The 25,345-nt window shown below is 58.3% G+C and carries 20 protein-coding genes and 2 pseudogenes; 16 read left to right on the top strand and 6 right to left on the bottom strand.

Going from position 1 to position 25,345, the window contains the following annotated elements:
• The first annotated feature begins 100 nt into the window (after window positions 1–100).
• On the top strand, window positions 101–769 hold the full coding sequence (locus DBY73_RS05065; protein ID WP_112010104.1) for a GntR family transcriptional regulator: 669 nt from the start codon (window positions 101–103) through the stop codon (window positions 767–769).
• Window positions 770–872: 103 nt separating this feature from the next.
• On the opposite strand, the gene pqqU is transcribed toward DBY73_RS05065, so the two are convergent.
• Entirely contained in the window at window positions 873–2,987 is a 2,115-nt protein-coding gene (gene pqqU / locus DBY73_RS05060; RefSeq protein ID WP_112010168.1) for a TonB-dependent receptor PqqU, read from the bottom strand.
• Window positions 2,988–3,231: 244 nt separating this feature from the next.
• Between pqqU and DBY73_RS05055 the strand changes: the two genes are divergently transcribed.
• A complete protein-coding gene (locus DBY73_RS05055; RefSeq protein WP_112010103.1) occupies window positions 3,232–4,293 on the top strand; it encodes a YncE family protein in 1,062 nt (353 codons plus the stop codon).
• A 91-nt stretch (window positions 4,294–4,384) separates the two neighbouring features.
• Here DBY73_RS05055 and ansP read toward each other — a convergent pair whose 3' ends face one another.
• The gene (gene ansP / locus DBY73_RS05050; protein WP_112010102.1) at window positions 4,385–5,881 is read right to left on the bottom strand and encodes an L-asparagine permease; all 1,497 of its coding nucleotides are present in this window, start codon (window positions 5,879–5,881) and stop codon (window positions 4,385–4,387) included.
• Between the two features lie 426 nt (window positions 5,882–6,307).
• On the opposite strand from ansP, the gene DBY73_RS05045 reads away from it, so the two are divergent.
• The gene (locus DBY73_RS05045) at window positions 6,308–7,291 is read left to right on the top strand and encodes an aldo/keto reductase (RefSeq protein ID WP_112010101.1); all 984 of its coding nucleotides are present in this window, start codon (window positions 6,308–6,310) and stop codon (window positions 7,289–7,291) included.
• Between the two features lies 1 nt (window position 7,292).
• On the opposite strand, the gene DBY73_RS05040 is transcribed toward DBY73_RS05045, so the two are convergent.
• Complete coding sequence (locus DBY73_RS05040; RefSeq protein WP_112010167.1) at window positions 7,293–8,183, bottom strand: LysR family transcriptional regulator; 891 nt, start codon at window positions 8,181–8,183, stop codon at window positions 7,293–7,295.
• Window positions 8,184–8,295: 112 nt separating this feature from the next.
• Here DBY73_RS05040 and DBY73_RS05035 point away from each other — a divergent pair, with 112 nt between their 5' ends.
• The 11 genes and pseudogenes from DBY73_RS05035 (at window position 8,296) to DBY73_RS22210 (ending at window position 17,612) form a co-directional block, all read left to right on the top strand.
• Window positions 8,296–8,694, top strand: coding sequence for a cupin domain-containing protein (locus tag DBY73_RS05035; protein WP_112010100.1), 399 nt, complete (start codon window positions 8,296–8,298; stop codon window positions 8,692–8,694).
• 167 nt (window positions 8,695–8,861) lie between these two features.
• Complete coding sequence (locus DBY73_RS05030) at window positions 8,862–9,863, top strand: LLM class flavin-dependent oxidoreductase (RefSeq protein WP_112010099.1); 1,002 nt, start codon at window positions 8,862–8,864, stop codon at window positions 9,861–9,863.
• Complete coding sequence (locus DBY73_RS05025) at window positions 9,860–10,981, top strand: amidohydrolase (protein WP_112010098.1); 1,122 nt, start codon at window positions 9,860–9,862, stop codon at window positions 10,979–10,981. Before DBY73_RS05030 ends, DBY73_RS05025 begins: the two co-directional genes overlap by 4 nt.
• Window positions 10,982–10,997: 16 nt before the next feature.
• Window positions 10,998–13,261, top strand: a pseudogene (locus DBY73_RS22280) (NtaA/DmoA family FMN-dependent monooxygenase).
• Between the two features lie 9 nt (window positions 13,262–13,270).
• On the top strand, window positions 13,271–13,780 hold the full coding sequence (locus DBY73_RS05010; RefSeq protein ID WP_112010095.1) for a GNAT family N-acetyltransferase: 510 nt from the start codon (window positions 13,271–13,273) through the stop codon (window positions 13,778–13,780).
• 9 nt (window positions 13,781–13,789) lie between these two features.
• Complete coding sequence (locus tag DBY73_RS05005) at window positions 13,790–14,716, top strand: amino acid ABC transporter permease (protein ID WP_112010094.1); 927 nt, start codon at window positions 13,790–13,792, stop codon at window positions 14,714–14,716.
• Entirely contained in the window at window positions 14,700–15,473 is a 774-nt protein-coding gene (locus DBY73_RS05000) for an amino acid ABC transporter ATP-binding protein (protein ID WP_112010093.1), read from the top strand. The genes DBY73_RS05005 and DBY73_RS05000 overlap by 17 nt, the downstream gene beginning before the upstream one ends.
• A gap of 9 nt (window positions 15,474–15,482) precedes the next feature.
• On the top strand, window positions 15,483–16,370 hold the full coding sequence (locus DBY73_RS04995; protein ID WP_112010092.1) for a transporter substrate-binding domain-containing protein: 888 nt from the start codon (window positions 15,483–15,485) through the stop codon (window positions 16,368–16,370).
• Window positions 16,371–16,411: 41 nt separating this feature from the next.
• Window positions 16,412–17,029 carry a glutathione S-transferase family protein gene (locus DBY73_RS04990; RefSeq protein ID WP_112010091.1) on the top strand — a complete coding sequence of 206 codons (618 nt, stop codon included), beginning with the start codon at window positions 16,412–16,414 and terminating at the stop codon, window positions 17,027–17,029.
• Between the two features lie 37 nt (window positions 17,030–17,066).
• A complete protein-coding gene (gene pptA / locus DBY73_RS04985) occupies window positions 17,067–17,297 on the top strand; it encodes a tautomerase PptA (protein ID WP_112010090.1) in 231 nt (76 codons plus the stop codon).
• Window positions 17,298–17,441: 144 nt separating this feature from the next.
• Entirely contained in the window at window positions 17,442–17,612 is a 171-nt protein-coding gene (locus DBY73_RS22210) for a YnfU family zinc-binding protein (RefSeq protein ID WP_309300350.1), read from the top strand.
• Between the two features lie 91 nt (window positions 17,613–17,703).
• On the opposite strand, the gene DBY73_RS04980 is transcribed toward DBY73_RS22210, so the two are convergent.
• The 3 genes from DBY73_RS04980 to DBY73_RS04970 all read right to left on the bottom strand — a co-directional run bounded on the left by DBY73_RS04980 (window position 17,704) and on the right by DBY73_RS04970 (window position 19,862).
• Window positions 17,704–18,003: a helix-turn-helix domain-containing protein gene (locus DBY73_RS04980; RefSeq protein ID WP_112010089.1), complete on the bottom strand. Its 300-nt coding sequence runs from the start codon at window positions 18,001–18,003 to the stop codon at window positions 17,704–17,706.
• 194 nt (window positions 18,004–18,197) lie between these two features.
• Window positions 18,198–19,157 (bottom strand): hypothetical protein, encoded by a 960-nt coding sequence (locus tag DBY73_RS04975; protein ID WP_112010166.1) that lies wholly within the window; start codon window positions 19,155–19,157, stop codon window positions 18,198–18,200.
• 90 nt (window positions 19,158–19,247) lie between these two features.
• Window positions 19,248–19,862, bottom strand: a complete 615-nt coding sequence (locus tag DBY73_RS04970; protein WP_112010088.1) for a recombinase family protein — start codon at window positions 19,860–19,862, stop codon at window positions 19,248–19,250.
• 159 nt (window positions 19,863–20,021) lie between these two features.
• On the opposite strand from DBY73_RS04970, the pseudogene DBY73_RS04965 reads away from it, so the two are divergent.
• Window positions 20,022–23,050 (top strand): annotated as a pseudogene (locus tag DBY73_RS04965) (Tn3 family transposase).
• Window positions 23,051–23,210: 160 nt separating this feature from the next.
• Entirely contained in the window at window positions 23,211–25,310 is a 2,100-nt protein-coding gene (gene fusA / locus DBY73_RS04960) for an elongation factor G (protein WP_112010087.1), read from the top strand.
• The last annotated feature ends 35 nt before the right edge of the window (window positions 25,311–25,345 follow it).

Raw genomic sequence — 25,345 nt, 5'->3', positions numbered from 1 at the left:
TTTTGATTCCAGGCATAAGAACAAACATCATATTTCATGTTTTAGCGTTAATAACGCTGAAATAAAGAACCGCGTCTTGATTGAGTAACAGGAAATAAACATGCTTGATTTAGAAAATTTGGAAAAAGCACAACGCGTCAGTCTGACTATGCAAGTTGAACTTAGCCTGAAAGGGGCATTAATTACCGGTTCACTCAAGCCAGGCGCGCGACTGATCACAAAAGAAATTGCTGATAAATTAGGGACCAGTATTACGCCGGTCCGTGAGGCATTATTGCGGCTGGTTTCCGCAGGGGCGCTGCAAGCCACGCCTGCACAGGCTTTTTTGGTGCCGGAAATCACGATGGAACGCTATAACGAAATTAACAACATCAGAAAACAGCTTGAGCCGATGGCCGTTGCCGCAGCCTGCCTGCGCATCACGGATAGCAAGCTCGACGCGCTGCGCGAGCTGGCCGCCAGTTTTGCTGATGCCCTGGAAAAGGGAAGCATTCAGAACGCGCTGAATGCTGAACGTCTTTTCCGCTTCACGCTTTACCAATATGCCGAGATGCCAACCCTCAGCGCGCTGATTGAGCAGCTCTGGATCCGCGTGGGGCCGTGCACCAATTATTTGCACAGAGAGCGCCAGGATATTGCATGCCTTATTTCTCATTATGAGGATCTGCTTTCGGCCCTGAAGGAACGCGATGTTGAAGCCAGCCAAAAGGCAATTGATACGTTAATTGATCAATCCAGCGTCATTTTGCAGCGTCAGTATTTGAATTAATAACGCTTTCCACCGGTAATTATTTCTTTAAGACGATTTAATTGAATACAACGTTACCCTTCATTATGGATCTCCCGGCAGCATAACGCTGCCGGGAGACGCCTTATTCAAAGCGATAGGACACTGACATCCCAACGCCATAGTTACGGCCCGGAGCAGGTTCGTAATAACGGCCGTTTGATTCGTTGACGATTACCGAGCCGGCATACTCTTTGTCAAACAGGTTATCAACGCGGCCAAATACGTCCATGCCCCAGTTGCCGTAGCTGAACTTATAGCCCGTATTCAGGCCCACCACGGTGTACGAGGGCGCTTTAGCCGTGTTTGCGTCGTTTGCCATAATGTCGCTCATGTAGCGCACGTCCGTTCCGGCGTACCAGCCTTCTTCCGGCTGCCAGCCAAACGAGGCGAAGCCCATGTTGCGCGCAATACCCGGCATGCGGTTGCCGCTGCAGTCGCCCGTGCGGCAGACGTTGGTTCGGTAGGTCGCGTCCAGATAGGTCCACGCCATTTTCAGCTTCCAGCTTTCGGCAAACTGCTGGTCCAGCGAGACCTCAACGCCCTGACGGCGGGTTTTACCGGCATTTTTATAGCTGGTGCGGCCGTCTTTGTTCTTGTCGACGACAATCTCATCATCCGTATCGGTGCGGAACAGCGCCGCGGTGAGCACGCCATTGCCGATGCGCGTTTTGCTGCCCACCTCATAGGTATTATTTGTGGAGGGCTTAAGGCCAAAGTTGAGACCGCCGCGATCGTCCGAACGGTAGGAGAGCTCGTTGATGGTTGGCGTTTCAAACCCGCGTCCGGCAGCCGCGTAGAGGTTCCACGCGTCGGTCATCGCGTACTTCACGGCACCGGCCGGGAGCCATTTGTGGTAGCTCGCGTCGCCGCTGTCGTCACCGTTGCCCGGCGTCACGTAGTGGTCGTTCGAGTCGAACCAGACGGAGCTGTAGCGTACGCCCGCATCGACGGACAGCTTCTGCGTCAGCTGCCAGCGGGTTTGCAGATAGGGGTCAACGTTCCACATCAGATTGCGCTCGTTGCGGCGCTTGTCGCCCTTCACGCCGTACTCCGGCACGCCGCCGTGCATCACGAAGTTTTCATACCCGCGGCGGTCTTCGCTCATGGTTTCGTAGTTCAGGCCGGTGGTGAACGTGACCGGCACCAGCAGCTCGCCGCGGTGCGTCCAGCGGGTATCAATGCCCTGATAGTGGCGCTGCATGTCAATCACGCCGCCCGCGTGGGTCGGCTTGAGCTGCGGCTGATACGGAATCGACTGGTACTGCGTCATTTCGCGCTCTCCGGCGTACATCATCACGCTGAGATCGTCCTGCTCGCCAAGCTGGCGATCGTAGCGCAGCCCGGCCTGGGTCTGCTTAATGGTCTTGCGGATGTTGTATTGCTCCGCGCGAGGAGACTGGCGCGGGTTATCCTGCCACTCCTGGTAGGTTAGCCCGCCGGGATCGTTGGCCTTCATGTCCACGCTGTTGAAGATCAGCGTTAGCTTGCTGGCATCGTCGATACGCACGCCCAGCTTCGCGTTGGCGAGGTTCTTCCGCGCGCCGCTGTGGTCGCGGTAGCCTTTGGTGGTGAAGCGAGTGGTAGAGACGGTGTAATCCACGTCGCCCGCGTGCGTCCCGTCGCCCATTGCGCCCGTCGCCTTCATGCCGTAGCGCCAGGTGCCGTAGCTGCCGTAATAGCTGCTGGCCTCAACGGTCGGCGGTTCTTTGCCGGTTTGGGTCGTCATATTGATGACGCCGCCGGATGCGTTGCCGTAGAGGGCGGAGAAGGGGCCGCGCAATACCTCGACGCTCTCCAAGCTGGAGAGGTCAATGTTCGAGGTTTGACCCTGTCCGTCCGGCATGGTGGCGGGAATGCCGTCCACGTACATGCGAATCCCGCGTACGCCAAAGGTTGAGCGCGCGCCAAATCCGCGCATCGAGATTTGCAAATCCTGAGCGTAGTTCTGGCGATTCTGAATTTGCAGCCCCGGTACGCTGCCCAGCGACTCGGACAGGTTAATGCGCGGTGCGGCCTGGCGCATATCGTCGCCGCTCACCACGCTGACCGCGGCAGGGGTATCAAGCTCGGAGATCGTTTGCGGCGCGGCGCTTACGATCATCGTTTGTTCTTCCGCACCCACCGCAGCGAGAGGGGCCATAATGCAGGGAACCAGCAGCAGGGGGAGCGTGGCCCTACGGGCAGATATGATTTTCATGAAAAGATCCAGCCATGGAATAAAACGAACCAAATGGAACATGTGCATACATGTTAAAGGTTTTGTAAAAGTTTTGAAAACTATAGCCGCACGTTGCGTTAATGCGTAAAGCATCAGCAAAGAAAAAACTCCACATCCATTGCATTAATGATTACTATTCTCATTAAAAAGGCGGCAAAGCCATGACTTTGCCCGCTGGAAGCGATGTCGGCAGTACTCTCCCTGGTTTAGAAAAGGAATTGGTATGTCTTTACGTCAACTGTGTTCGCCGCGCCTGCGGGGCTCCCTGCTTATTGGTTCACTGCTTTTCGCGGGTGCCTTCCAGGCCCACGCCGCAGAAGAGGTTCTGCGCAAAGCGGTCGGCAAAGGGGCTTATGAAATGGCCGTCAGCCAGCAGGAAAACGCGCTGTGGGTGGCTACGTCACAAAGCCGTAAACTTGATAAGGGCGGGGTTGTTTATCGCCTGGATCCGGTCACGCTGGAAGTGACCCAGGCGATTCATAACGATCTTAAGCCGTTCGGCGCGACCTTTGATAAAGCCACCCAAACGCTGTGGTTCGGCAATACCACCAGCAGCGCGGTAACCGCGATAGACGCAAAAACGGGCGACGTGAAGGGCCGCCTGGTGCTGGACGATCGCAAGCGCAGCGAAACGGTGAAGCCGCTGCAGCCGCGCCAGCTGGTGGCCGATGACGCCACCAACACCGTCTATATCACCGGGGTCGGCAATGAGAGCGTGATTTGGGTGGTGGACGGCGCGACGGTAAAACTCAAGGGCACCATCGGCAGCACCGGGAAGTACAGCACCGGGCTGGCGCTGGACGCGCAGGCTAAACGCCTGTACACCACCAACGCCGACGGCGAGCTGCTGACCATTGATACCGCGACCAACACGATCCTGAGCCGTAAGAAGCTCCAGGACGACGGCAAAGAACACTTCTATCTGAACCTGAGCCTGGACACCGCAGGGCAACGCGCATTTGTGACCGATTCAAAGCAGCCGGAAGTGCTGGTGGTCAGCCTGAAAGACGGCAGCGTGATGGAAAAAATTGCCGCGCCGGAATCGCTGGCCGTGCTGTTTAACCCGACGCGCAACGAAGTTTACGTGACCCACCGCGAGGCGGGCAAGGTGAGCATTATCGACGCGAAAACCTACAAAGTGACTCGCACCATCGATGCGCCGGTCTATCCGAACAGCCTGGCGCTTTCTCCGGATGGCAAAACGCTGTACGTGACGGTGAAGCAGAAATCGACGCGCCAGCAGGAGGCGACCCAGCCTGATGATGTGATTCGTATTACGCTGTGAGGGGGGAACTGCCCGGTGGTGAAGTGCTTGCCGGGCATGCAAAAGAGTGAAAACTGGCCGGGCAAGGCGAAGCCGCCGCCCGGCTTTTTTGTTAACGCGACGTCTCTTCCACGAGCGGCGCGTCTTTCGCGTCATCATCATGATGAACCGGCGCGGTGCTGTGAATTTCGCTCACGCGCTTGCGCACGCCGAACCAGCCCGCGATCAGCAGTACCGCCAGCAGCGGAATGGTCGCGATGGTGTAGGTCCCGTTCGGATAATCGAAGGCCATCAGCACCAGCACGCTGAGCAGGAACAGCAGGGTCAGCCAGGAGGTCACAGGCGCGCCCGGCAGCTTAAAGCTCACCTCAGCGGCTTTGCCTTCCTTGATCGCCTTGCGCAGGCGCATCTGGCAAACCACGATAAAGGCCCAGGAGGCGATAATGCCCAGCGCGGCCACGTTCAGCACGATCTCAAACACCTGCGACGGCACCAGATAGTTCAGGAACACGCCAAAGACGTAAACCACCAGCGTCGCGAGGATGCCCGCATACGGAACCTGCTGCTTGCTCATCTTCGACATGAACTTCGGCGCAGAGCCGCCCATCGACATCGAGCGCAGAATACGCCCGGTAGAGTAGAGGCCGGAGTTCAGGCTGGAGAGGGCGGCGGTCAGGACCACGATGTTCATGATGCTGCCAACGTAAGGCACGCCGAGCTTCGAGAAGAAGGTCACGAACGGGCTTTGGCCCGCCTGATAGGCGTTCCACGGCAGCAGCAGCACCAGCAGCACCACGGAGCCCACGTAGAACAGGCCGATACGCCAGATCACGCTGTTGATCGCTTTTGGCACCATGGTCTGCGGGTCTTTACATTCGCCCGCCGCGGTGCCGACCAGCTCAATAGAGGCAAAGGCAAACACGACGCCCTGAACCAGCACCAGCGCAGGCAGCAGGCCGTGCGGGAAGAACCCGCCGTTGTCGGTGATCAGGTGGAAGCCGGTGGCGTTGCCGTCGAGCGGCTTACCGCTGCCGAGGAACACCGTACCGACGACGAGGAAAATCACAATCGCCAGCACTTTTACCAGCGCGAACCAGAACTCCATTTCGGCGAACCACTTCACGCCGATCATGTTCATGGTCCCGACGATGGCCAGCGCGCCGAGGGCAAACACCCACTGCGGAACATCGCCAAACGCGCCCCAGTAGTGCATGTACAGGGCGACGGCGGTGATATCAACAATGCCGGTCATTGCCCAGTTGACGAAGTACATCCAGCCCGCAACGTAGGCCGCTTTTTCGCCGAGAAATTCACGCGCGTAGGAGACGAAGCTGCCGCTGGAAGGACGGTGTAAAACCAGCTCGCCCAGCGCGCGAAGGATGAAGAAAGAGAAGATCCCGCACACCAGATAGACCAGGGCGAGAGCAGGGCCTGCCATCTGCAGGCGAGCGCCCGCGCCGAGAAACAGACCCGTACCGATAGCGCCGCCGATGGCAATCATCTGTACCTGACGGTTGCCCATCGCTTTGTGGTAGCCCTCTTCGTGGGAGTTCAACCAGCGACGTTTCGCAGCGTGATGATCTGCTGCGCTTTTATTGCTTGTTTTCATTGAGTTACCTGTTTGCCTGTCTGAACCATTATCGTGATAGTCGTACCTGGCATGCGGCGAAACAAACGATTGCCTCTGCGCAGACACATGCTGCCTTTCCAGTCATTCTGCGTATGGATAAGGCGAAACATGGCGTCGCATCCTACCTGCAAATGATAATCGACGCAAAATATAACCGTAGTGAAAGTGATACGCGTCGAAGTTAATCGTGTGGTCAGAGCAGACGGGGCCTGTAGGGCGCTGAATCGCGGCGAAATTGTAGGCAAATGCACCAGCAGATTGATGATTTAATCATCAATTATGCTTAAGCGTTTAGCCCGGGTATTGATGAGCTGGATTCATAAGGACAAGCGGTTTTGCGCTGTAGTGTTCATAAGCAAACGCGCCTAAAGTCATTCCACCAGAGACATCATCACGAGGTGGACAATGCAACAGAGACGATTAGGCAAAAACGGACCCGACGTGTCAGCGCTCGGCCTGGGCTGCATGGGGCTAAGCCACGGCTACGGCCCGGCAGCGGATAAACAGCAGGCTATCGCGCTTATCCGCGCGGCGGTCGATCGGGGAGTCACCTTTTTCGATACGGCGGAGGTGTACGGTCCCTACCTGAATGAAGAGGTGGTCGGCGAAGCGCTGGCACCGGTGCGCGACAGGGTGACAATCGCCACCAAGTTTGGGTTTGACTGCGATAAGCCGGGGCAGGCGATCAACAGCCGGCCTGCGCATATACGCGCAGCGGTGGAAGGGTCGCTGGCGCGCCTGAAAACGGACGTTATCGATCTTTACTATCAGCACCGCGTGGATCCGGACGTGCCGATGGAGGACGTGGCGGGAACGGTCGCGGATCTTATTGCCGAAGGGAAGGTGAAGCATTTTGGCCTCTCCGAAGCGGGGCCGGAATCCATCCGACGCGCCCACGCGGTTTGTCCGGTTGCGGCGTTGCAGAGTGAATATTCGCTCTGGTGGCGCCAGCCGGAGCAGCAGATCCTGCCGCTGCTGGAGGAGTTAGGCATCGGCCTGGTGCCGTTCAGCCCGCTAGGCAAAGGCTTCCTGACCGGCGCGATTGATGCCAGCACAACCTTCGACAGTAGCGATTTTCGCAACGTCGTCCCGCGCTTTAGCGAAGCGTCGCGGCAGGCTAACCAGGCGCTGGTTGAGACGGTTAAGCGCCTGGCCGCGGAGCAGGGCGTAACCCCTGCGCAAATCGCCCTGGCGTGGCTGCTGGCGAAAGCGCCGTGGATTGTGCCCATTCCCGGCACCACCAAACTGCACCGTCTGGATGAGAACCTCGGCGCGGTAAACGTGACGTTGTCACGGGAAGAGATGAGCCACATCAACCAGGCGCTGGCGGCCGTTGACGTTGTCGGCGAACGCTACCCGGCGCACCTTCAGGCGCGGGTCGGAAAATAAGCTAGCGGTGGCGCAGCGCCTCCACCAGCAGCGCAAACGCGTTGGTGTGCTGGCGGCGGCTCGGGTAGTAAAGATGGTACCCGTCAAACGGCGGGCACCACTCTTCCAGCACGCGTACCAGCAGCCCCTGCGCGAGAGCGTCCAGCACCGTATCTTCCGGCACGTAGGCAAGGCCCAGCCCACATTGTGCGGCGTCGATGCGCTGGGGCAGGCTGTTGAGCGTCAGCTGGCCTTCCACCCGCACGCGCAGCTCGCGCCCGTCGCGTTCGAACTCCCAGGCATAAAGCCCGCCGCGCGTCGGCAGCCGCATGTTGATGCAGCGGTGATGCGCGAGTTGCTCTGGCGTTTCCGGAACGCCGGCGCGCTGAAAATAGTCGGGTGAACCGACCACCGCCATTCGCATTTCCGGCGCGATGCGCACGGCAATCATGTCTTTCGCCACCTGCTCACCGAGCCGCACCCCGGCGTCAAAGCGTCCGTCCACGATGTCCGTCAGCCCGTTATCCACCGTCACTTCCACGTTAATATCGGGATACTGCGCCATAAAGGGCCTGAGCACCGGCCAGAGCACCGCGGACATCGCGTGTTCGCCCGCCGTGATGCGTATGTTTCCGGCGGGCCGGTCGCGGGTGTCGCGCAGCGCCGCGAGCTCCTGTTCAATCTCCAGCAGGTGCGGGCCGAGGCGCATCAGCAGCTTTTCCCCCGCCTCGGTGGGGGCAACGCTGCGCGTGGTCCGGGTCAGCAGGCGCACGTCGAGCCTGGCCTCAAGGTTGCGCATGGCGTGGCTCAGGGCCGACTGCGACACGCAGAGCTGCGCCGCCGCGCGGGTGAAGCTGCGCTCGCGGGCGACGACCATAAATGAGAGCAGATCGTTGAAATTGTCTTTGAGCATCATGGTTCACCCCATTTATGAATTTAGCTCATGGTTCCATTCTGATTATGCACTCTAATCCTCAGCATGGCTTTAGGCTACCGTTAGTACATCAGTCAACGAGGAGATCATCATGAAAATTATCCGTAACGGTTCACTGCCTTCAGCGCGCGGTCCGGAAGCGTGGTTCACGGGCACGGTGCGCATCGATGCGCCTTTTCAGGCCACCGAGCCGGCAAAGGTAGGGGGCGCGACCGTCACCTTCGAGCCGGGCGCGCGCACGGCGTGGCACACCCATCCGCTCGGGCAGACGCTTATTGTCACCCAGGGGCGCGGCTGGCTGCAGGAGTGGGGCAAAGTCGCCGAGCCGCTGAACGCGGGAGATATCGCGTGGATTGAGCCCGGCGTGAAGCACTGGCACGGGGCGAGTGCCGAAACGGCGATGACGCACATCGCTATCGCCGAATCGGTGAACGGCAGCCCGGTGGACTGGCTGGAAAAGGTCACCGACGAGCAGTATTCAGACGCGTAGTTTTCTGCCTAAACGGCGTCCGCGGTGCCGCGCGGGCGCCTTAAGGCTTATTCAGTGCAGGGTTTTACATATCTGATTTCCGGCAAACCAAATGTAAATTAATTGTTTCTCACCGCTAAATTCCGCCTCTAATAATGGTGACATGTTCAGTCAAATGAGATGTCAACATGTCCTGGCGAATCAGCATATTGGATAAAAGCCCCGTCGCGGAAAATGAAACGGCAGCCGACGCGCTGGCGCGCACGCTTAGCCTGGCGCAGCAGGCGGAGGCGCTGGGCTATCACCGCTTCTGGATCGCCGAACACCACAATACTCCTCAGCTGGCGAGCCCTTCGCCGGAACTGGTGATCGCCTGGATCCTCGGCCAGACCGCGCGCATCCGCGTCGGCTCGGGCGGCGTGATGCTTCAGCACTACAGCCCTTACAAAGTGGCGGAAAACTTCAACCTGCTTGCCGCCATCGCGCCGGGACGGGTGGATATGGGCATCGGCAAAGCGCCCGGCGGGCTACCGCTCTCAACGCGCGCGCTGCAGCGCGGGCTGAACCCGCAGGAGAAAGGCAGCTTCGCGGAACAGCTGGCCCAGCTTGACGGCTGGATACGACCGGAAAACCAGGCGGAAGACGCCTCCGTTCGCGCCACGCCGCTGCCGCCGGTTCCCGCCCGTGGCTTTCTGCTGGGCGCGAGCGTTGAAAGCGCGGCGCTCGCGGCAAGCCTGGACTGGGATTTTGTCTTTGCGGCGCACCTTAACGGCGATCCGGCGCTGCTTCGGGACGTTATCAGCACCTGGCGCGAACACAGCGCCCGGGACGTAATCGTGGCCGTACAGGCCATCGTGGCGGACACCCCGCAGCAGGCCGACGCGCTGGCGCAGCGGGTTGAAGTGTGGGGCGTTGAGCTGGCAAACGGGCAGCGCGTTACCGTCGCCAGCGAGGAGCAGGCCTACGCCTTTGCGCGGCAGGCGGAAAGCGAGCCGGTGCGCATTGCCCGCCGCGCGCAGTCATTGCTGTCAGGCACCGCGGAATCGGTCATCGCCCAGCTGGACGATCTGCACCAGCGGTGGGGTATCGATGAATTTATTATCGATACCCCCGTGTCCGAAGGCGCGGCGCGGCTACGGTCCCTGCGTCTGCTGGCGCAGGCGCGCCTGGGCAGGGAGGTGAACGCATGAGTTTCGCTCAACAGCTGATTGAATGGCGCCGCGAGCTGCACCAGAACCCGGAGCTTTCCGGGGAAGAGGTTGAGACCACCCGCCGCCTGCGCGCGTGGCTGACGGCGGCGGGCATCGAGGTGCTGCCCTACGATCTGGCGACCGGCGTGGTCGCGGAGATTGGCAGCGGCGACAAGCGCATCGCCCTGCGCGCGGACATTGACGCCTTGCCGATTGAGGAGCGCAGCGGCGTGCCGTTTAGCTCGCAGCGGCCCGGCGTAATGCACGCCTGCGGGCACGATATTCACACCAGCGTGATCCTCGGCGCGGCGCTGCAGCTTAAGGCCCGCGAGGCGACGCTTGGCGGGCGCGTGCGCATCCTTTTTCAGCCTGCCGAAGAGAACTTTGGCGGCGCGAAAAGCCTGGTGCGCGCCGGGGCGCTGCGCGACGTCAGCGCCATCTTCGGCATGCATAACGAGCCGGGCCTGCCGGTCGGGGAGTTTGCCACGCGCGGCGGACCGTTCTATGCCAACGTCGATCGGTTCGCGATCCGCATTACCGGCAAAGGGGCGCACGCGGCGCGTCCGCACGAGGGCAACGACGCCATCGTGCTGGCAAGCCAGCTGGTGACGGCCCTGCAGAGCGTCGCCAGCCGCAACGTGAACACCCTGGATTCCGTCGTGCTGAGCGTCACGCGGATCGCGGGTGGCAATACCTGGAACGTGCTGCCGGAAAGCGTGGAGCTGGAAGGCACGCTGCGCACTCACCGCACTGAGGTGCAGCAGAACGTCAAGACGCGGGTAGGGGAAATTGCCGCCGGATTTGCCAGCGCCTTTAGCGCGCAAATCGATATCACCTGGTACGCCGGGCCGACCGCGCTGGTCAATGACGCGCGCTGGGCGGATTTCGCCACGTCGGTTGCCCGCGAGTCGGGTTACGAAACGCGCCGCGCGGAGCTGCACATGGGCGGCGAAGATTTTGCCGTCTATCTCCAGTCCATTCCAGGCGCATTTGTCAGCATCGGCAGCGCCAGCCCGTTTGGGTTACATCATCCGGCGTTTAATCCCGACGAGGCGTTAATTGAGCCTGCCGCCCGCTATTTTGCCCGGCTTGCGGAAAAAGCATTACAGCACGTTTAATTCAGAAGAGGTGAATATGTCTGCAACTCGTCAACTGCGGCTGGGGACCATTTTGCACGGTGCCTCCGGAAATATGTCTGCCTGGCGCCATCCCGTTGCCGCCGCGGATGCCAGCATAAATTTTGACTTCGTTAAGGAGACGGCGCGAAAAGCGGAAGAGGGCAAGCTTGATTTTATTTTCGTGGCCGACGGTCTTTATATTAACGAAAAATCGATCCCGCATTTTTTAAACCGCTTTGAGCCGCTGACGGTATTATCCGCGCTGGCGAGCGTTACTTCGCGCCTGGGGCTGGTAGGCACGTTATCCACCTCCTACAGCGAGCCGTTCACCACCGCGCGCCAGTTTGCCAGCCTCGATCACCTGAGCAACGGCCGTGCGGGCTGGAACGTGGTGACGTCGCCGCTGGAAGGCTCCGCGAAAAACTTTTCCCGTGATAAACACCCGGAGCACGCGCTGCGCTACCGCATTGCGGATGAGTATCTCGACGTGGTGAAAGGGCTGTGGGATTCCTGGGAGGGCGATGCCTTCGTGCGCAATAAGGAGAGCGGGCAGTTTTTTGATGCAGAAAAATTGCACACCCTCAACCATCACGGTGATTTCTTTAAGGTGGCCGGGCCGCTGAATATTGGCCGCACCCCGCAGGGGCGTCCGATTGTCTTTCAGGCGGGCGCATCCGATGACGGGAAAAAGCTGGCGGCGAAACACGCCGACGCCATCTTTACCCATCACGATACCCTCGGCGACGCGCAGGCGTTTTATCGCGACGTTAAGCAGCAGCTTGAACTGCACGGCCGCAGGGCGTCCGACCTGCATATTTTCCAGGGCGTGAGCGTTATTGTCGGAAAAGACGCTGACGACGTTGAAAACCAGTACCAAACCACCGCCGCGCTGGTCTCCATTCGCGATGCGCTGAACTACCTTGGGCGCTATTTCGAACATCACGACTTTAGCCAGTACCCGCTCGACGAACCGTTCCCGGACGTCGGCGATCTCGGGCAAAACAGCTTTCGCAGCACCACCGACGAAATCAAGCGCAGCGCGCGCGAGCGCGGCCTGACGCTGCGCCAGGTGGCGCTGGAAGCCGCGTCGCCGCGGCCGCGATTTTCCGGCACGCCGGAGCAGGTGGCGGATGGCCTTCAGGCCTGGTTCGACGGCAACGCGGCGGACGGCTTCATTATTCAGGGCGGAACGCCGGACGCCTTTCCGCACTTCGTGGAGCAGGTGGTGCCCGTTCTCCAGGCGCGCGGCCTGTTCCGCACCGAGTATCCCGGCACCACGCTGCGCGAAAGCCTGGGGCTGGACGAACCTAAAAATCAGTTCACACAACAATAAAAGAGACGCGTGCTATGCAGAAATCATCGCTATTCCTGGCGCTTGCGCTGGCCTTTACCCCTGCCGTCTGGGCAGAGAACGTGAATATCAACGGCACCGGCGTGAGCATCGAGGCCAATAAAACGCCGATTAACGCCGCGAAAAACGACGCCGCGGTGGCGCAGCTGCCGAAAGACTACCGCTTTGCGGTGCCGGGTAAATTTACCGTTGCCGTCGCGGGCCTGAACCAGCCGCCGCTGACGGTCTTCTCCGATGATAACAAAACGCTGCTGGGCAGCGAGGTAGACGTGGCTCGCCTGGTGGCCGACAGCCTGGGCCTCGAGCTAAACGTGGTGCCGACCTCGTGGGAAGACTGGCCGCTCGGCGTGGCGTCCGGGAAATACGATGCGGCGATCAGCAACATTACCGTGACCAAAGCGCGCAAGGAGAAGTTTGATTTTGCCACCTACCGCAAGGATTCACTCGGCTTCTACGTGAAATCAACCAGCCCAATAAAGTCGCTTGAGAAGGCGGAAGACATCGCCGGGCTGCGCATCATCGTCGGGTCGGGCACTAACCAGGAGGCGATCCTGCTGGCGTGGAATGAGGAGAACGTCAAAAAAGGGCTCAAGCCGTTCACGCCGGTCTACACCAAAGACGATGCCGCCCAAACCCTGGCGCTCCAGTCCGGGCGCGCCGACGCGTACTTTGGTCCGAACGTGATTGGCGCGTGGAAAGCGGCGCTCACCGGGAAAACTAAACTGGTGGGCAGCGTTGACGGGGGCTGGCCGAAGGCGGCGCATATCGCCGTCACGCTGAAGAAAGGCAGCGGCCTGGTTGAGCCGGTTCAGACCGCGCTGAACGGCGTTATCAAGAGCGGGGATTACGACAAGGTGCTTAACCGCTGGGGGGAAGGCGTTGAGCGCATCCCGAGTTCAGAAGTTAACCCGGCGGGCCTGGGCGATTAAGGAGCCAGCATGAGCGATCGATTTCGTGACGTTTCACCGGAAGATGCCGATCTTCAGCCCATCATCGAAGGGCTGTTTGGCGAGTACGCGGCGCGCTATGGCGATTATTTCTCTAAGGACGCGGAGGTTGAGCTGACGGAGTGGTACCTGGCGCCGCAGGGGCTGTTTATCGTGCTGGAGCGGGACGGGAACATTATCGCCACCGGCGCGTACAAACCGTTCGACGAGCGCACCGCCGAGATCAAGCGCATCTGGACCGATAAAACGCTGCGCCAGCAGGGGCTGGCGGCGCGCGTGGTGCAGGAGCTTGAGCGCCGGGCGGTGCTGGCGGGCTATAGCCAGATCTACCTGACGACGGGCTTTCGCCAGCCGGAAGCGGTCAGGCTCTATCTCAGCCAGGGCTACGCGCCGCAGTTCGATCTTCACCGCGATCCGGAGGAGTACAGCCGACCGCCGTTCGACGGCAGATTGCGCTTCACCAAAACCCTGATCCGCGAAGCGTTCAGCAAAACCGCATGAGGAGCGACGATGAGCAAGGTTGAAACCATAAAGGTAGTCCCCGCGCGCTATCCGCTGCGCGCGGCCGGGGCCGTGGCGGCACTGTTTGTGCTGGCGGTTGTCGTCCAGTCCGTTGCCTTTAACCCGCGCTGGGAATGGGCGGTCTTCGCCCGCTGGTTCTTCGATCTGACGATCCTGGCGGGCGTGGGGCAGACGCTGCTGCTGACGCTGATCGGAACGGTGCTGAGCGTTGCCATCGGCGGGCTGCTGGCGCTGGCGAGGCTCTCCTCGTCGTGGCTGCTGAGCAGCCTGGCCTGGGGCTACATCTGGCTGTTCCGCTCGCTGCCGCTGATCGTGGTGCTGATTGTCCTGTACAACTTCTCCTATCTTTACGACACGCTCTCGCTCGGCGTGCCGTTCACGGGCATCACCTGGGGCCGCTTTGAGACCATCAACGTGCTGGGGCAGTTTTCAACCGCCGTGGTTGGGCTGACGCTGGTGCAGAGCGCCTATACCGCCGAAATCATTCGCGGCGGCTTCCTCGGCGTCGATCACGGCCAGTATGAAGCGGCCGCCGCGCTTGGCCTGCCGGCCTGGCGCCGCACCGTGCGCATCATCCTGCCGCAGGCGCTGCGCACCATTCTGCCCTCCGGGTTTAACGAGATCATCAGCCTCGCGAAAGGCACCGCGATGGTGTACGTGCTGGCCATGCCGGAGCTGTTTTACACCATCCAGATGATCTACAACCGCACGCAGGAGGTGATCCCGCTGCTGATGGTGGGTGCCGTCTGGTATCTGGTGATCACCACCGTGCTCTCCGCTATCCAGTACGTCGTGGAGCGCGGTCTGGCCCGCAGCGAGCGCCGTTCCGCCGTCAATCAGAACCGCGCGTCCAGCCGCACCCGTTCCGTTACCGCCCCAACCGCACAGGAGCCCGTCCATGCAAGCCTCTCCTGAAGGACACATTTCCATTACCGGCGTGAGCAAGTTCTTTGGCCGCCACAAGGCGCTCGATGACGTTACGCTTGAGATCCCGCCGGGGTCGGTCACGGTGATCCTCGGCCCGTCAGGGTCAGGAAAATCAACGCTGCTGCGCACCATCAACCACCTCGAGCGCGTGGACGAGGGCTTTATTCAGATCGACGGGGATTACATCGGCTACCGGCGTCAGGGCGACAGGCTTTACGAGCTGAAGGAGAGAGAAATCCTGAAGCAGCGCGTCAACGTGGGCTACGTGTTTCAGAACTTCAACCTGTTCCCACATCTCACCGTGCTGGAAAACCTGATTGAGGCGCCCGTCGCCCACGGCAGGCTCAGCAGGAAAGAGGCGGTGGAAAGGGCTTACGACCTGCTTGACGTAGTTGGGCTGCGCGACAAAGCGGACGCCTGGTCGCGACATCTTTCCGGCGGGCAGCAGCAGCGCATCGCCATTGCCCGCGCGCTGGCGCTGCGTCCTCGCGTAATGCTGTTTGACGAGCCGACCTCCGCGCTGGACCCGGAGCTGGTCGGCGAGGTGCTGGACGTCATCAAAAAGCTTGCCCGCTCCGGCACCACGCTGGTGGTGGTGACGCACGAGATCGGCTTCGCCCGCGAGGTGGCGGACCAGGTGGTATTTATGGTCGACGGCAAAATCGTCGAGCAGGGCAGCAGCGACGAGGTGCTCAACCGCCCGGCGCATCCGCGCACCCGCCAGTTTCTGTCTAAAGTGCTGTAAGGAGCGCGGATGAAATATGGGCTTTTAATCGGGCTGACCATTGCGACGGCCAGTCACGCCGGGATTGATGTAAAGGCTAACGAGCAGCCGCTTCCGGTCACCGTCGACAGGCAGGCGGTAGCGAAAATCCCTGCGGGGTATAAGTTTGTTGAGCCGGGCACGCTCACGGTGGCCGTTTCCGCGCTCAACTCGCCGCCGCTGGCGCTGCTGGCGAGCGATAACCGCACCCGCATCGGTAGCGATCCGGACATTGCCCGCCTGCTGGCGGGCAGCCTGGGGCTGAAGTTAAAGCTGGTGCCTACGGCCTGGGAGGACTGGCCCCTCGGGATTGCCGCCGGGCGCTATGACGTGGCGCTGGTGAATATCGCCGTGACGGAGCAGCGCAAAGAGAAGTTTGATTTTGCAACCTACCGCGTTGATTCCCTGGCTTTTTCAGTCAAATCAACCAGCGACATTCAGTCAATCAAACGGGCGGAAGACCTGTCCGGCAAAAAGGTGATCGTCGGGTCTGGCACCAATCAGGAACGCATCCTGCTGGGCTGGAACGACGAGAACCGGAAGGCCGGGCGTGAGCCTGCGCTGCCCATTTATCTCACCGACGATGCTTCCGGCAATTTGTATATTCAGTCCGGTAGGGCTGACGTGTTCTTCGGGCCGCAGTCCGTATCGGCCTATAAGGCGGCGCTGACGGGCAAAACCCGCGTAGTGGGCTTAGGGCCGAAGAAAGCGTACGTCGCGACGACGACCAAAAAGGGCAACGGGCTGGTCTATGCCCTGCAGGCCGCGCTGGATGGGGCCATTCAGCGTGGAGAGTATCAAAAGGTGCTGGCGCGCTGGGGCGAGGAGGGCGAAGCGGTGGCAAATTCGGTCGTTAATCCGCCGGGCATAACGTATTAAGCATGCTCTACACTTAGGGTTTTAAACCCTGAGGGGGCATCATGATTAAACTTTACGGCGTACCCGGCTGGGGCTCGGCAATCAGCGAGGTCATGCTGACCCTGGCCGACATTCCCTATCAGTTCATCGACGTGGACGGGTTTGACCAGCCCGGCCCCGTGCGCGAGCGGCTGCAAAAATTGAACCCGCTGTGCCAGGTGCCGACGCTGGAGCTTGAAAACGGCAGCATCATGAGCGAAACGGCGGCGATTGGGCTGATGGTGCTCGACAGATGCCCGGACCTTGCGCCACCCGTCGGGCAGGCAGAGCGCCAGCAGTTTCAGCGCCTGCTGATCTGGCTGGTCGCCAACGTTTATCCCACCTTTACCTACGCCGATTATCCGGAACGATGGGCGCCGGACGCGCCGGAGCAGCTTAAGCAGCACTGCCTTGAATACCGAAAATCTCTCTATCTGTGGCTGGACGATCAGGTGAAGGCCGCGCCGTTCGCGCTGGGCGAGCAGCTCACCCTGATTGATGTCTATCTCGCGGTGATGCGCACGTGGGGGCCGCGCCACGCGTGGTTTGCGGCGAACACGCCGAAGATAGCGGCCATCGCAGACGCGGTGTGCCAGCTTTCAGAACTGCACGGGGTGTTAAAAGCTAACGAAATAATCTGATAACGTGGAGTTCCACTTAAAAACAGGACGCCTGCACATGCCACACGTTAATATCAAATGTTTCCCCCGCGATTTTAATGACGACCAAAAGTCCGCGCTGGCCGCGGATATTGCCGAGGTGATTATTCGCCATTTTAATAGCAAAGACGCTTCCGTGTCGGTTGCGCTGAATCAGGTGCAGCAGGAGGACTGGAAGGCGCAGGTCTGGGATACGGAGATAGGACCGAAGCTGGATGAGCTGATTAAAAAACCGGGTTATTCGATGTAAAATTTTTGCCGGGCGGCGGGTTAGCGTTGCCCGGCAACACGAGAATAGAACGCCGTATTATTCTCTTAAAAGGAGAGCGTGGAAAAATAAAAGCAAGCAACTGATTGATTTAGCGTGTATGGTGGCAGTCCCTTAAATCAGGAGATGCCTATGTCTGGACGTAAAAACACGCTAGCTCGTCGTAACTATTTAGTTAAATGCCCATGCCCAAACTGTTCTAAGGATTCTGAACACAGCTTTACCCGCGTTCAAAAAGGGGCCCAGCTTGTCTGCCCTCACTGCAGTACCTTATTTAAATCCACGCAGCGACTCTAACCGTCCGCGATTGCCATATGACAGACGGCGGAAGCAGGCGCACTGAATCATTTGGCAATTAATTTTACCTGCTCGACATACAATATCCGCGTTAGCTTTTCCTCAGCAATATGTCCATCAGCCCCGGGAAGCGGGCATCCAGATCGTCTCTTCGCAGCGAAATGATATTTTCACGCCCCTGCGGGCGCTGCCAAATCACGCCGCTATCGCGCAATACGCGCCAGTGGTGGGTCATGGTCGATTTGACCACTTCCTCCGGGCGCAGCGCGTTACAGCTTAGCTCGCTGCCGTCGGCAAGGCGGCGAACGATCGCCAGGCGCAGCGGGTTTCCCAGCGCAAACAGGACGTTTTCCAGCAGTATTTGTTCAGTCTCGGGATGGTTTGGGATCATGGTTTTCCTGCATCGGTCATCAGAATGAGCTAAATGGGGTTCTACGCCGGAATCCCAGAAATTTCCGCGGTACAAAGGCGACAACATTCGAACCAGTCTGCACAATAACTTACGCTCGTTATTAGTGCTGTTGTCCAACTGCTGCTGCGATTTTATCCAGAAAAGACCCTACAACATGATCTCGCGACTATTACCTATTTTTTAGTCAACCAGGGAGACGTCGTGCTCCAGAAGATGATATCTGCACCGAGATAATCTTCTGCGAATTGTACAAACTCATCCTTGCTAAATGGCTTACCGGTATTAGGGTTCCTGTAAGTCAAGGTCGGCTCCTGTACAGCCATAGCAATGAGTGCTAGCTTGCTTTTGTATTTATTGAAGAACGGATATGAGTTCTTCATTTGCGCCTTGCGGTTGGGGACGATATCCGGGCCACCAAGTCCAATATTGTTGGCACTGGCAAACTCAAACAGCCGCCCCATGTAATTGTGGTCGTTGTTCCATTCGCACGGCCAAAAATTGACATATTGTACTACGTGTGATTTGACGAACACCCTTCGCGCAAAGGTGAGATTTTCCATTTCTCCTGCGAAATAGTTATCGCAGGAGAATCCTTTAGGTAGCTTTTTCTTGTCAAGATCAATAGCTGTTTCGGGTAAGTTCACACCATAGACTTGACCATCGAAACGCTTTGCAATAGCTGCCAACAAAGCCTGATAACGTTGGCGTACAGCAGGATCCCATTGCTGTGCCACCCAACCGGCCCCAATTGGCTTCCCTTCGCCTGGATTATCAAATTGTGGCGATATTCCACCACCATACCGGGCGTCATTCATCAGATAATCAGGAACGTACCGGGCATCTTGTTCGAAAAAACGGTCCTGAATTTGGATGAAGAGTTTTTTATTGGCTACCCTGAGACGAGCCAGATCCTTTTCAATCTGCGAGAAGTCGTATTTGTTCTTCTCAGGTTCGAGTGAACGCCAATTGTAAACGATCTGAGCGCCACCAATGTCGCTACGCCCCATAATGGCAGATGCTGCTTCGAGGTCGCCAGAGCTGGTATAGATAAAGTTTTCTGGCGTTTTAGCGAATATTGGCAGCGTCACAGCAAGGAGTGTTACTGCAATAGTCAGCCGAATGTTTATGGTCATGAGATTGTCCCTTTTTGACGGTTCAATGAAGGTAAACATGATCTCCAGTCGCCAGTACTGGTGAGTTATCAAGGTGATAGAAGTACATAATCAGACCCGGCCAAGCAGTTTTTTCCCATCAGGGCGCAACTCCCCATTTGGGGAAACATGCCTGTACAGAGTCTGGCGTGTGATTCCTAGCTCCTGGCATAGAGCACTGATTTTAGTTTCTGACTTCCCCATTGAGGCCAACGCCAGGCGCAATTTAGCGGGTGTCATCTTATATGGGCGTCCGCCTTTCCGTCCACGGGATCTTGCTGATGCCAGACCTGCCGTCGTTCGCTCAGCAATCAGTTCGCGCTCAAACTCGGCCAGTGCTGCAAAGATACCAAAGACAAGCTTGCCAGCAGCAGTTGTGGTATCGATAGTCGCACCGTGACCAGTCAACACCCTCAGACCAATACCTCTACTGGTCAGGTCGTGCACTGTATTAATGAGGTGACGAAGGTCGCGCCCGAGTCGATCCAGTTTCCATACAATCAGGGTGTCATCTGGCCGTAGGGCCTTAAGACAGGCAATAAGTCCAGGGCGATCTTCTCGCTTGCCCGATGCCCGGTCTTTATAAAGATGGGCAGCGTCAACGCCGGCAGCGATCAGCGCATCACGCTGTAAATCATTCGCCTGAGAACCATCTGCTTTTGATACCCGCATATAACCAATTAAAATTTTTCACCTGTCACATATACGTTCGATTATGTGACATTCTGATTTTGGTGCTGATGTCTGTCAACAATAGTCACATTACCCGTCATTTAATTTATGACACGTAAAGGTTGCATTTTAATGATAATGTTACATTTGCGTGTATAAGCATAAGGATCAGGGATGGCCAACAAAAATAAACCCCTCAGCATTCTTTCGGTCGCTGAGCAGGAGGCGCTTTATGGCCTTCCTGACTTCGATGATGCTCAGCGACTGGAGTTTCTGGCGCTGAATGAATCCGAACTGGCGCTGGCCTGCAGCCGTCGGGGGCTTCACGTGCAAATGTATTGCATCATCCAGATCGCTTACTTTAAAGCCAAGCACCTGTTTTTCCGCTTCGGGTGGGACGATGTTCCGGACGACTGCAGCTTTGTCCTAAGCCGTTATTTCCCCGGAGAGTCACTGCCTGACAAACTGCCCTATAAGCAGGAACGCTATGCTCAGCGGGAAAAAATCTGCGCGCTCTATGGTTACCGCCCCTGGTCATCGGCCCTGTCTTCACCGCTTGAACAACAGGCCGCCCACATTGTTCACCGCGATATCACTCCCGCCTTTGTCGCCACGGAGTTGATCATCTGGCTCAACGCGCACAAAATCATCCGACCTGGCTATACCACACTTCAGGAGCTGGTAAGCCGGACTCTTTCTGATGAAAGGCAGCGGCTGGGGCGTATCCTGACGGAGCAGCTTGATGACGCCACCATCGATGGTCTGAACACGCTGATTGAACGTGATGATACCCTTTCCCGGCTGGCGGTCCTCAGGCAGGATGCTCGTGATTTCGGCTGGCGCCAGATTGTCCAGGAACGGGAAAAACGGGCCATACTGGCGCCATTGCACCGTAAAGCCTGCGACATCCTGCCAGCCCTGAATATTTCTCAGCAGAATCTGCTTTACTACGCCAGCCTGGCAAATTTCTATACCGTTTATGATCTCCGAGAGTTGAAGCCCGATCAGGCCCGCCTTTACCTGCTGTGCTATTCATGGGTTCGTTACCGCCAGTTCAGCGATAACCTGGTGGATGCGATGTTTTTCCATATGAAACAGCTCGAGGATGAGAGCCGCAGCGTGGCCAAACAGCTTCTGGCTGACGTCCAGGAAAAACACCGGCGTGAAACGTCTAAAATCGGACGGCTGTTATCGCTTTACGTTGATGATAGCGTCCCGGACCCGACTACTTTTGGCGAAGTCCGTCGTCGGCCTGGAAAATCATGCCGCGGGAGGCGCTGAAAACCACCGCACAGCGCATGAGTGTAAAACCCGTCAGTAAACTGGCGCTGTAGTGGCAGGCCGTGGACGGTATGACGGCATTAATCCGGCGTCACCTGCGGCCATTATTTTTGTCACTCGATCTCACCAGCGTGGTCCACGACAGCCCGTGGGCTGACGCGCTGAGCTGGCTCAGAATGGTGTTCAGCAAAAAGCAGACGCTTTCACAGCGGTCACTGGCGGAATGCCCGCCGGGTACATTACCGGAGCGGCTGCGCCCGTATCTACTGGAGTTCGGGGAAGATGGCGAGCCCACAGGCCTAAACGCCGGGCGCTATGAGTTCTGGCTCTACCGCCAGATAAGAAAGCGTTTTCAGGCGGGTGAATTCCACCTCAATGATAGTCTCCGCCACCGCCATCTTTCTGATGAACTGGTGCCGGAAGGGGAACAGGCCGCTGTGCTGGCTGAAATGAATATCCCGTTTTTGCAAAAGCCGGTTAAATCGCAGCTCAAGGCGCTGGAGTCCGAACTGCACCGGCAGTGGAAAGCCTTCAACCGCGAGCTGAAGCAGGGGAAGCTTAAACATCTGGAATACGATAAAGAAACGCAGAAACTGACCTGGCATAAATCCGTGGTCGGCCGTCATAAGGCGCAGGAGAGGCGATTTTATGAGCAGTTACCATTCTGCGATGTAACAGACGTCTTCCGGTTTGTTAACGGCCAGTGCCGGTTTCTTCATGCCATGAAGCCGCTGCAGCCACGCTATGCCAAAAAGAATGCCGATGCAGACAGCCTGATGGCAGTCATCGTTGCCCAGGCAATGAATCACGGTAATCAGGTGATGGCACGAACCAGTGATATTCCGTTCCATGTGCTGGAAACCACGTACGAACAGTACCTCCGTCTGGCTTCACTGGTCACGGCCAATGACTGCATCACCGATGCCATAGAGGCACTGCCGATTTTCCCGCACTATTCGTTTGATCCGGAAACGCTTTATGGTGCCGTTGACGGGCAGAAGTTTGGCATTGAGCGGCCGACAGTAAAGGCCCGGCATTCACGTAAATACTTCGGCCGCGGTAAAGGCCTGGTGGCCTACACGCTGCTGTGTAACCACATCCCGATCAACGGTTATCTGATTGGCACAAACGACTATGAAGCCCACCATGTCTTTGATATCTGGTACCGCAACACCTCAGAGGTGAAACCCACGGCCATCACCGGCGACATGCACAGCATAAATAAAGCCAACTTTGCGATCCTGCACTGGTTTGGCCTGCGCTTTGAGCCTCATTTTACGGGCCTGAACCGGCAGTTTCAGGAGCTGTACTGCATCAGTGATCCGTCGGCCTATAAAAAATGCCTGATCCAGCCCGCCGGACAGATTGACCGGGACCTTATCATCCGCGAGAAAAGCAATCTCGATCGCATCGTCGCCACGCTGGGGCTGAAAGAAATGACGCAGGGAACGCTGGTCCGCAAACTGTGCACATACACCACGACCAATCCGACCCGGCAGGCACTATTCGAATATGATCGGCTGGTACGCAGCATCTATACGCTGAAGTACCTGCGCGATCCGCAGCTGGAACGCAACATCCGGCGCTCCCAGAACCGGATTGAATCTTATCACCAGCTGCGTGCCGCAGTGGCCAAAGTCGGCGGAAAGAAGGAGTTAACCGGAAAAAATGACATTGAAACAGACATCAGTAACCAGTGCGGGCGGCTGATTTCCAACGCGATCGTGTATTACAACTCGGCGATCCTGTCGCGATTGCTGGAACGACTGGAAGCGGAAGACAATGCCAAGGGCATTGAAGCTCTGGCCCGAATATCACCGGTTGCCTGGCAGCACATTTTGCTGAACGGGCATTATACCTTCCAGAGCAGCAATGAGATTATTGACCTGGATGCGCTGGTTGCCGGGCTGAAACTGGGATAACGGAAAAATCTGGGGTTCCGGCGTAGAACCCCTATATCAACGATAGGCTAATCGCGAATAAATAGTTCGATAATACTCGTACAATAGGACTATTATAGCAAACGAACGTACAGGCGACCATCCCGGTCGTCACATCTGTCTTAATGACTAAGGATCTATCATGCCCCGACCCATCCCTCTCGAACGTTATCGCAACATCGGTATCTCCGCGCATATCGATGCCGGTAAAACGACCACCACCGAGCGCATCCTGTTTTATACCGGGATGAGCCACAAGCTGGGCGAAGTACACGATGGCGCGGCAACCACCGACTGGATGGCGCAGGAGCAGGAGCGCGGGATCACCATTACCTCTGCGGCCGTGAGCTGCTTCTGGCCGGGCATGGACAGAAGCTACGAGCCGCACCGGATCAACATCATCGACACCCCGGGCCACGTTGACTTCACCATAGAAGTTGAACGCTCCATGCGCGTGCTCGACGGCGCGGTGATGGTGTATGACTCCGTTGGCGGCGTGCAGCCGCAGTCCGAAACCGTGTGGCGACAGGCGAATAAATACCGCGTGCCGCGCCTCGCGTTCGTCAACAAGATGGACCGCCCCGGCGCCGATTTTTTCCGCGTAGTGCGGATGATGCGGGAGCGGCTGAAGGCCAATCCGGTGCCGATTGCGATCCCCGTTGGCGCGGAGGATCGCTTCAGCGGGGTGGTGGATCTGATCAAGATGCGCACCATCATCTGGGACGATGCGACGCAGGGCATGGCCTTTAGCTATGCCCCAGTGCCGGATGATTTGGTCAGCACCGCCCGTGAATGGCGAGAAAAAATGGTTTCCGCGGCGGCAGAGGCCACCGAGGCGCTAATGGATAAATACCTGGAAACGGGCGATCTGGACGAGGCCGACATTATTAAGGGCCTGCGCATCCGCACCATTTCGGGTGAAATCCAGCCGATGCTGTGCGGCAGCGCCTTCAAGAACAAAGGCGTGCAGCGCATGCTTGACGCGGTTATCGAGCTGATGCCGTCCCCGCTTGACGTGCCCGCCATCGACGGCGTGGATGAGAAAGGTCAGCACGCGGAGCGTCACCCGAGCGATGACGAACCGTTTTCGGCGCTGGCGTTCAAGCTGATGAGCGACCCGTACGTCGGGCAGCTGACCTTTATCCGCGTCTATTCCGGCATCCTGCGTAAAGGCGATGCGGTGTACAACCCGGTAAAGGGCAAGAAAGAGCGTATCGGACGGATCGTGCTGATGCACGCCAACGACCGCCACGAGGTAGACGAGCTGCGGGCGGGTGATATCGCGGCCTGCGTCGGGCTGAAGGATGTCACCACCGGCGATACCCTGACCGATCCGAACGCGGTGATTACCCTCGAACGGATGGAGTTCCCGGATCCGGTGATTTCGCTCGCCATCGAGCCGAAAACCAAGGCTGACCAGGAGAAAATGGGGATCGCGCTGCAGCGTCTGGCGGCAGAAGATCCGTCGTTTCGCCTGCACACGGACGACGAATCCGGGCAAACGATCATCTCCGGCATGGGCGAACTGCACCTGGAAATCATCGTTGACCGCATGAAGCGCGAGTTTGGCGTAGAGGCGAGCATCGGGCGTCCGCAGGTGACCTACCGTGAAACCCTGCGCAGGGCGGTGAAGGATATCGAAGGAAAATTTGTCCGTCAGTCCGGCGGTAAAGGGCAGTATGGCCACGTGGTGCTGAGCCTGGAGCCGCGAGAGCCCGGCAGTGGCTTCACATTTGAAGATGCCACCAAGGGCGGCGTGGTGCCGCGCGAGTATATTCCTTCCGTTGAGAAGGGATTGCGCGAGGCCATGAACTCCGGCGTGCTGGCGGGGTATCCGGTGGTTGACGTGAAGGCGACGCTGACGTTTGGTTCGTACCACGACGTGGACTCCTCGGAGATGGCGTTCCGCATGGCGGCGATCCTCGGGTTCAAAGAGGGGGCGCGCAGGGCGGATCCGGCAATCCTTGAGCCGGTGATGCACGTAGAGGTCGAAACGCCAGAGGAGTACGCCGGGAATATCATGGGCGACCTCTCTTCCCGCCGCGGGATGGTGCAGGGCATGGAAGAACAGTACGGCAGCCAGATTATTCGCGCTGACGTGCCGCTGGCGGAGATGTTCGGCTACGCCACCACGCTGCGCTCAATGTCGCAGGGGCGCGCGACGTACACGATGGAGTTCCATCATTTTGCGCAAGCGCCACAGCACGTTGCGGATGAGATAATTGCGCGGCGTGCGAAGTAGCTTTCGGCAAGGGGGAACATGCGTTCCCCCTTTTT

The sequence above is a fragment of the Enterobacter sp. RIT418 genome (genome assembly GCF_003057745.1).
Taxonomy (GTDB): Bacteria; Pseudomonadota; Gammaproteobacteria; order Enterobacterales; family Enterobacteriaceae; genus Enterobacter.
Note: the sequence above shows the minus strand (reverse complement) of the source record. Positions and strands in the feature narration are given on the sequence as shown.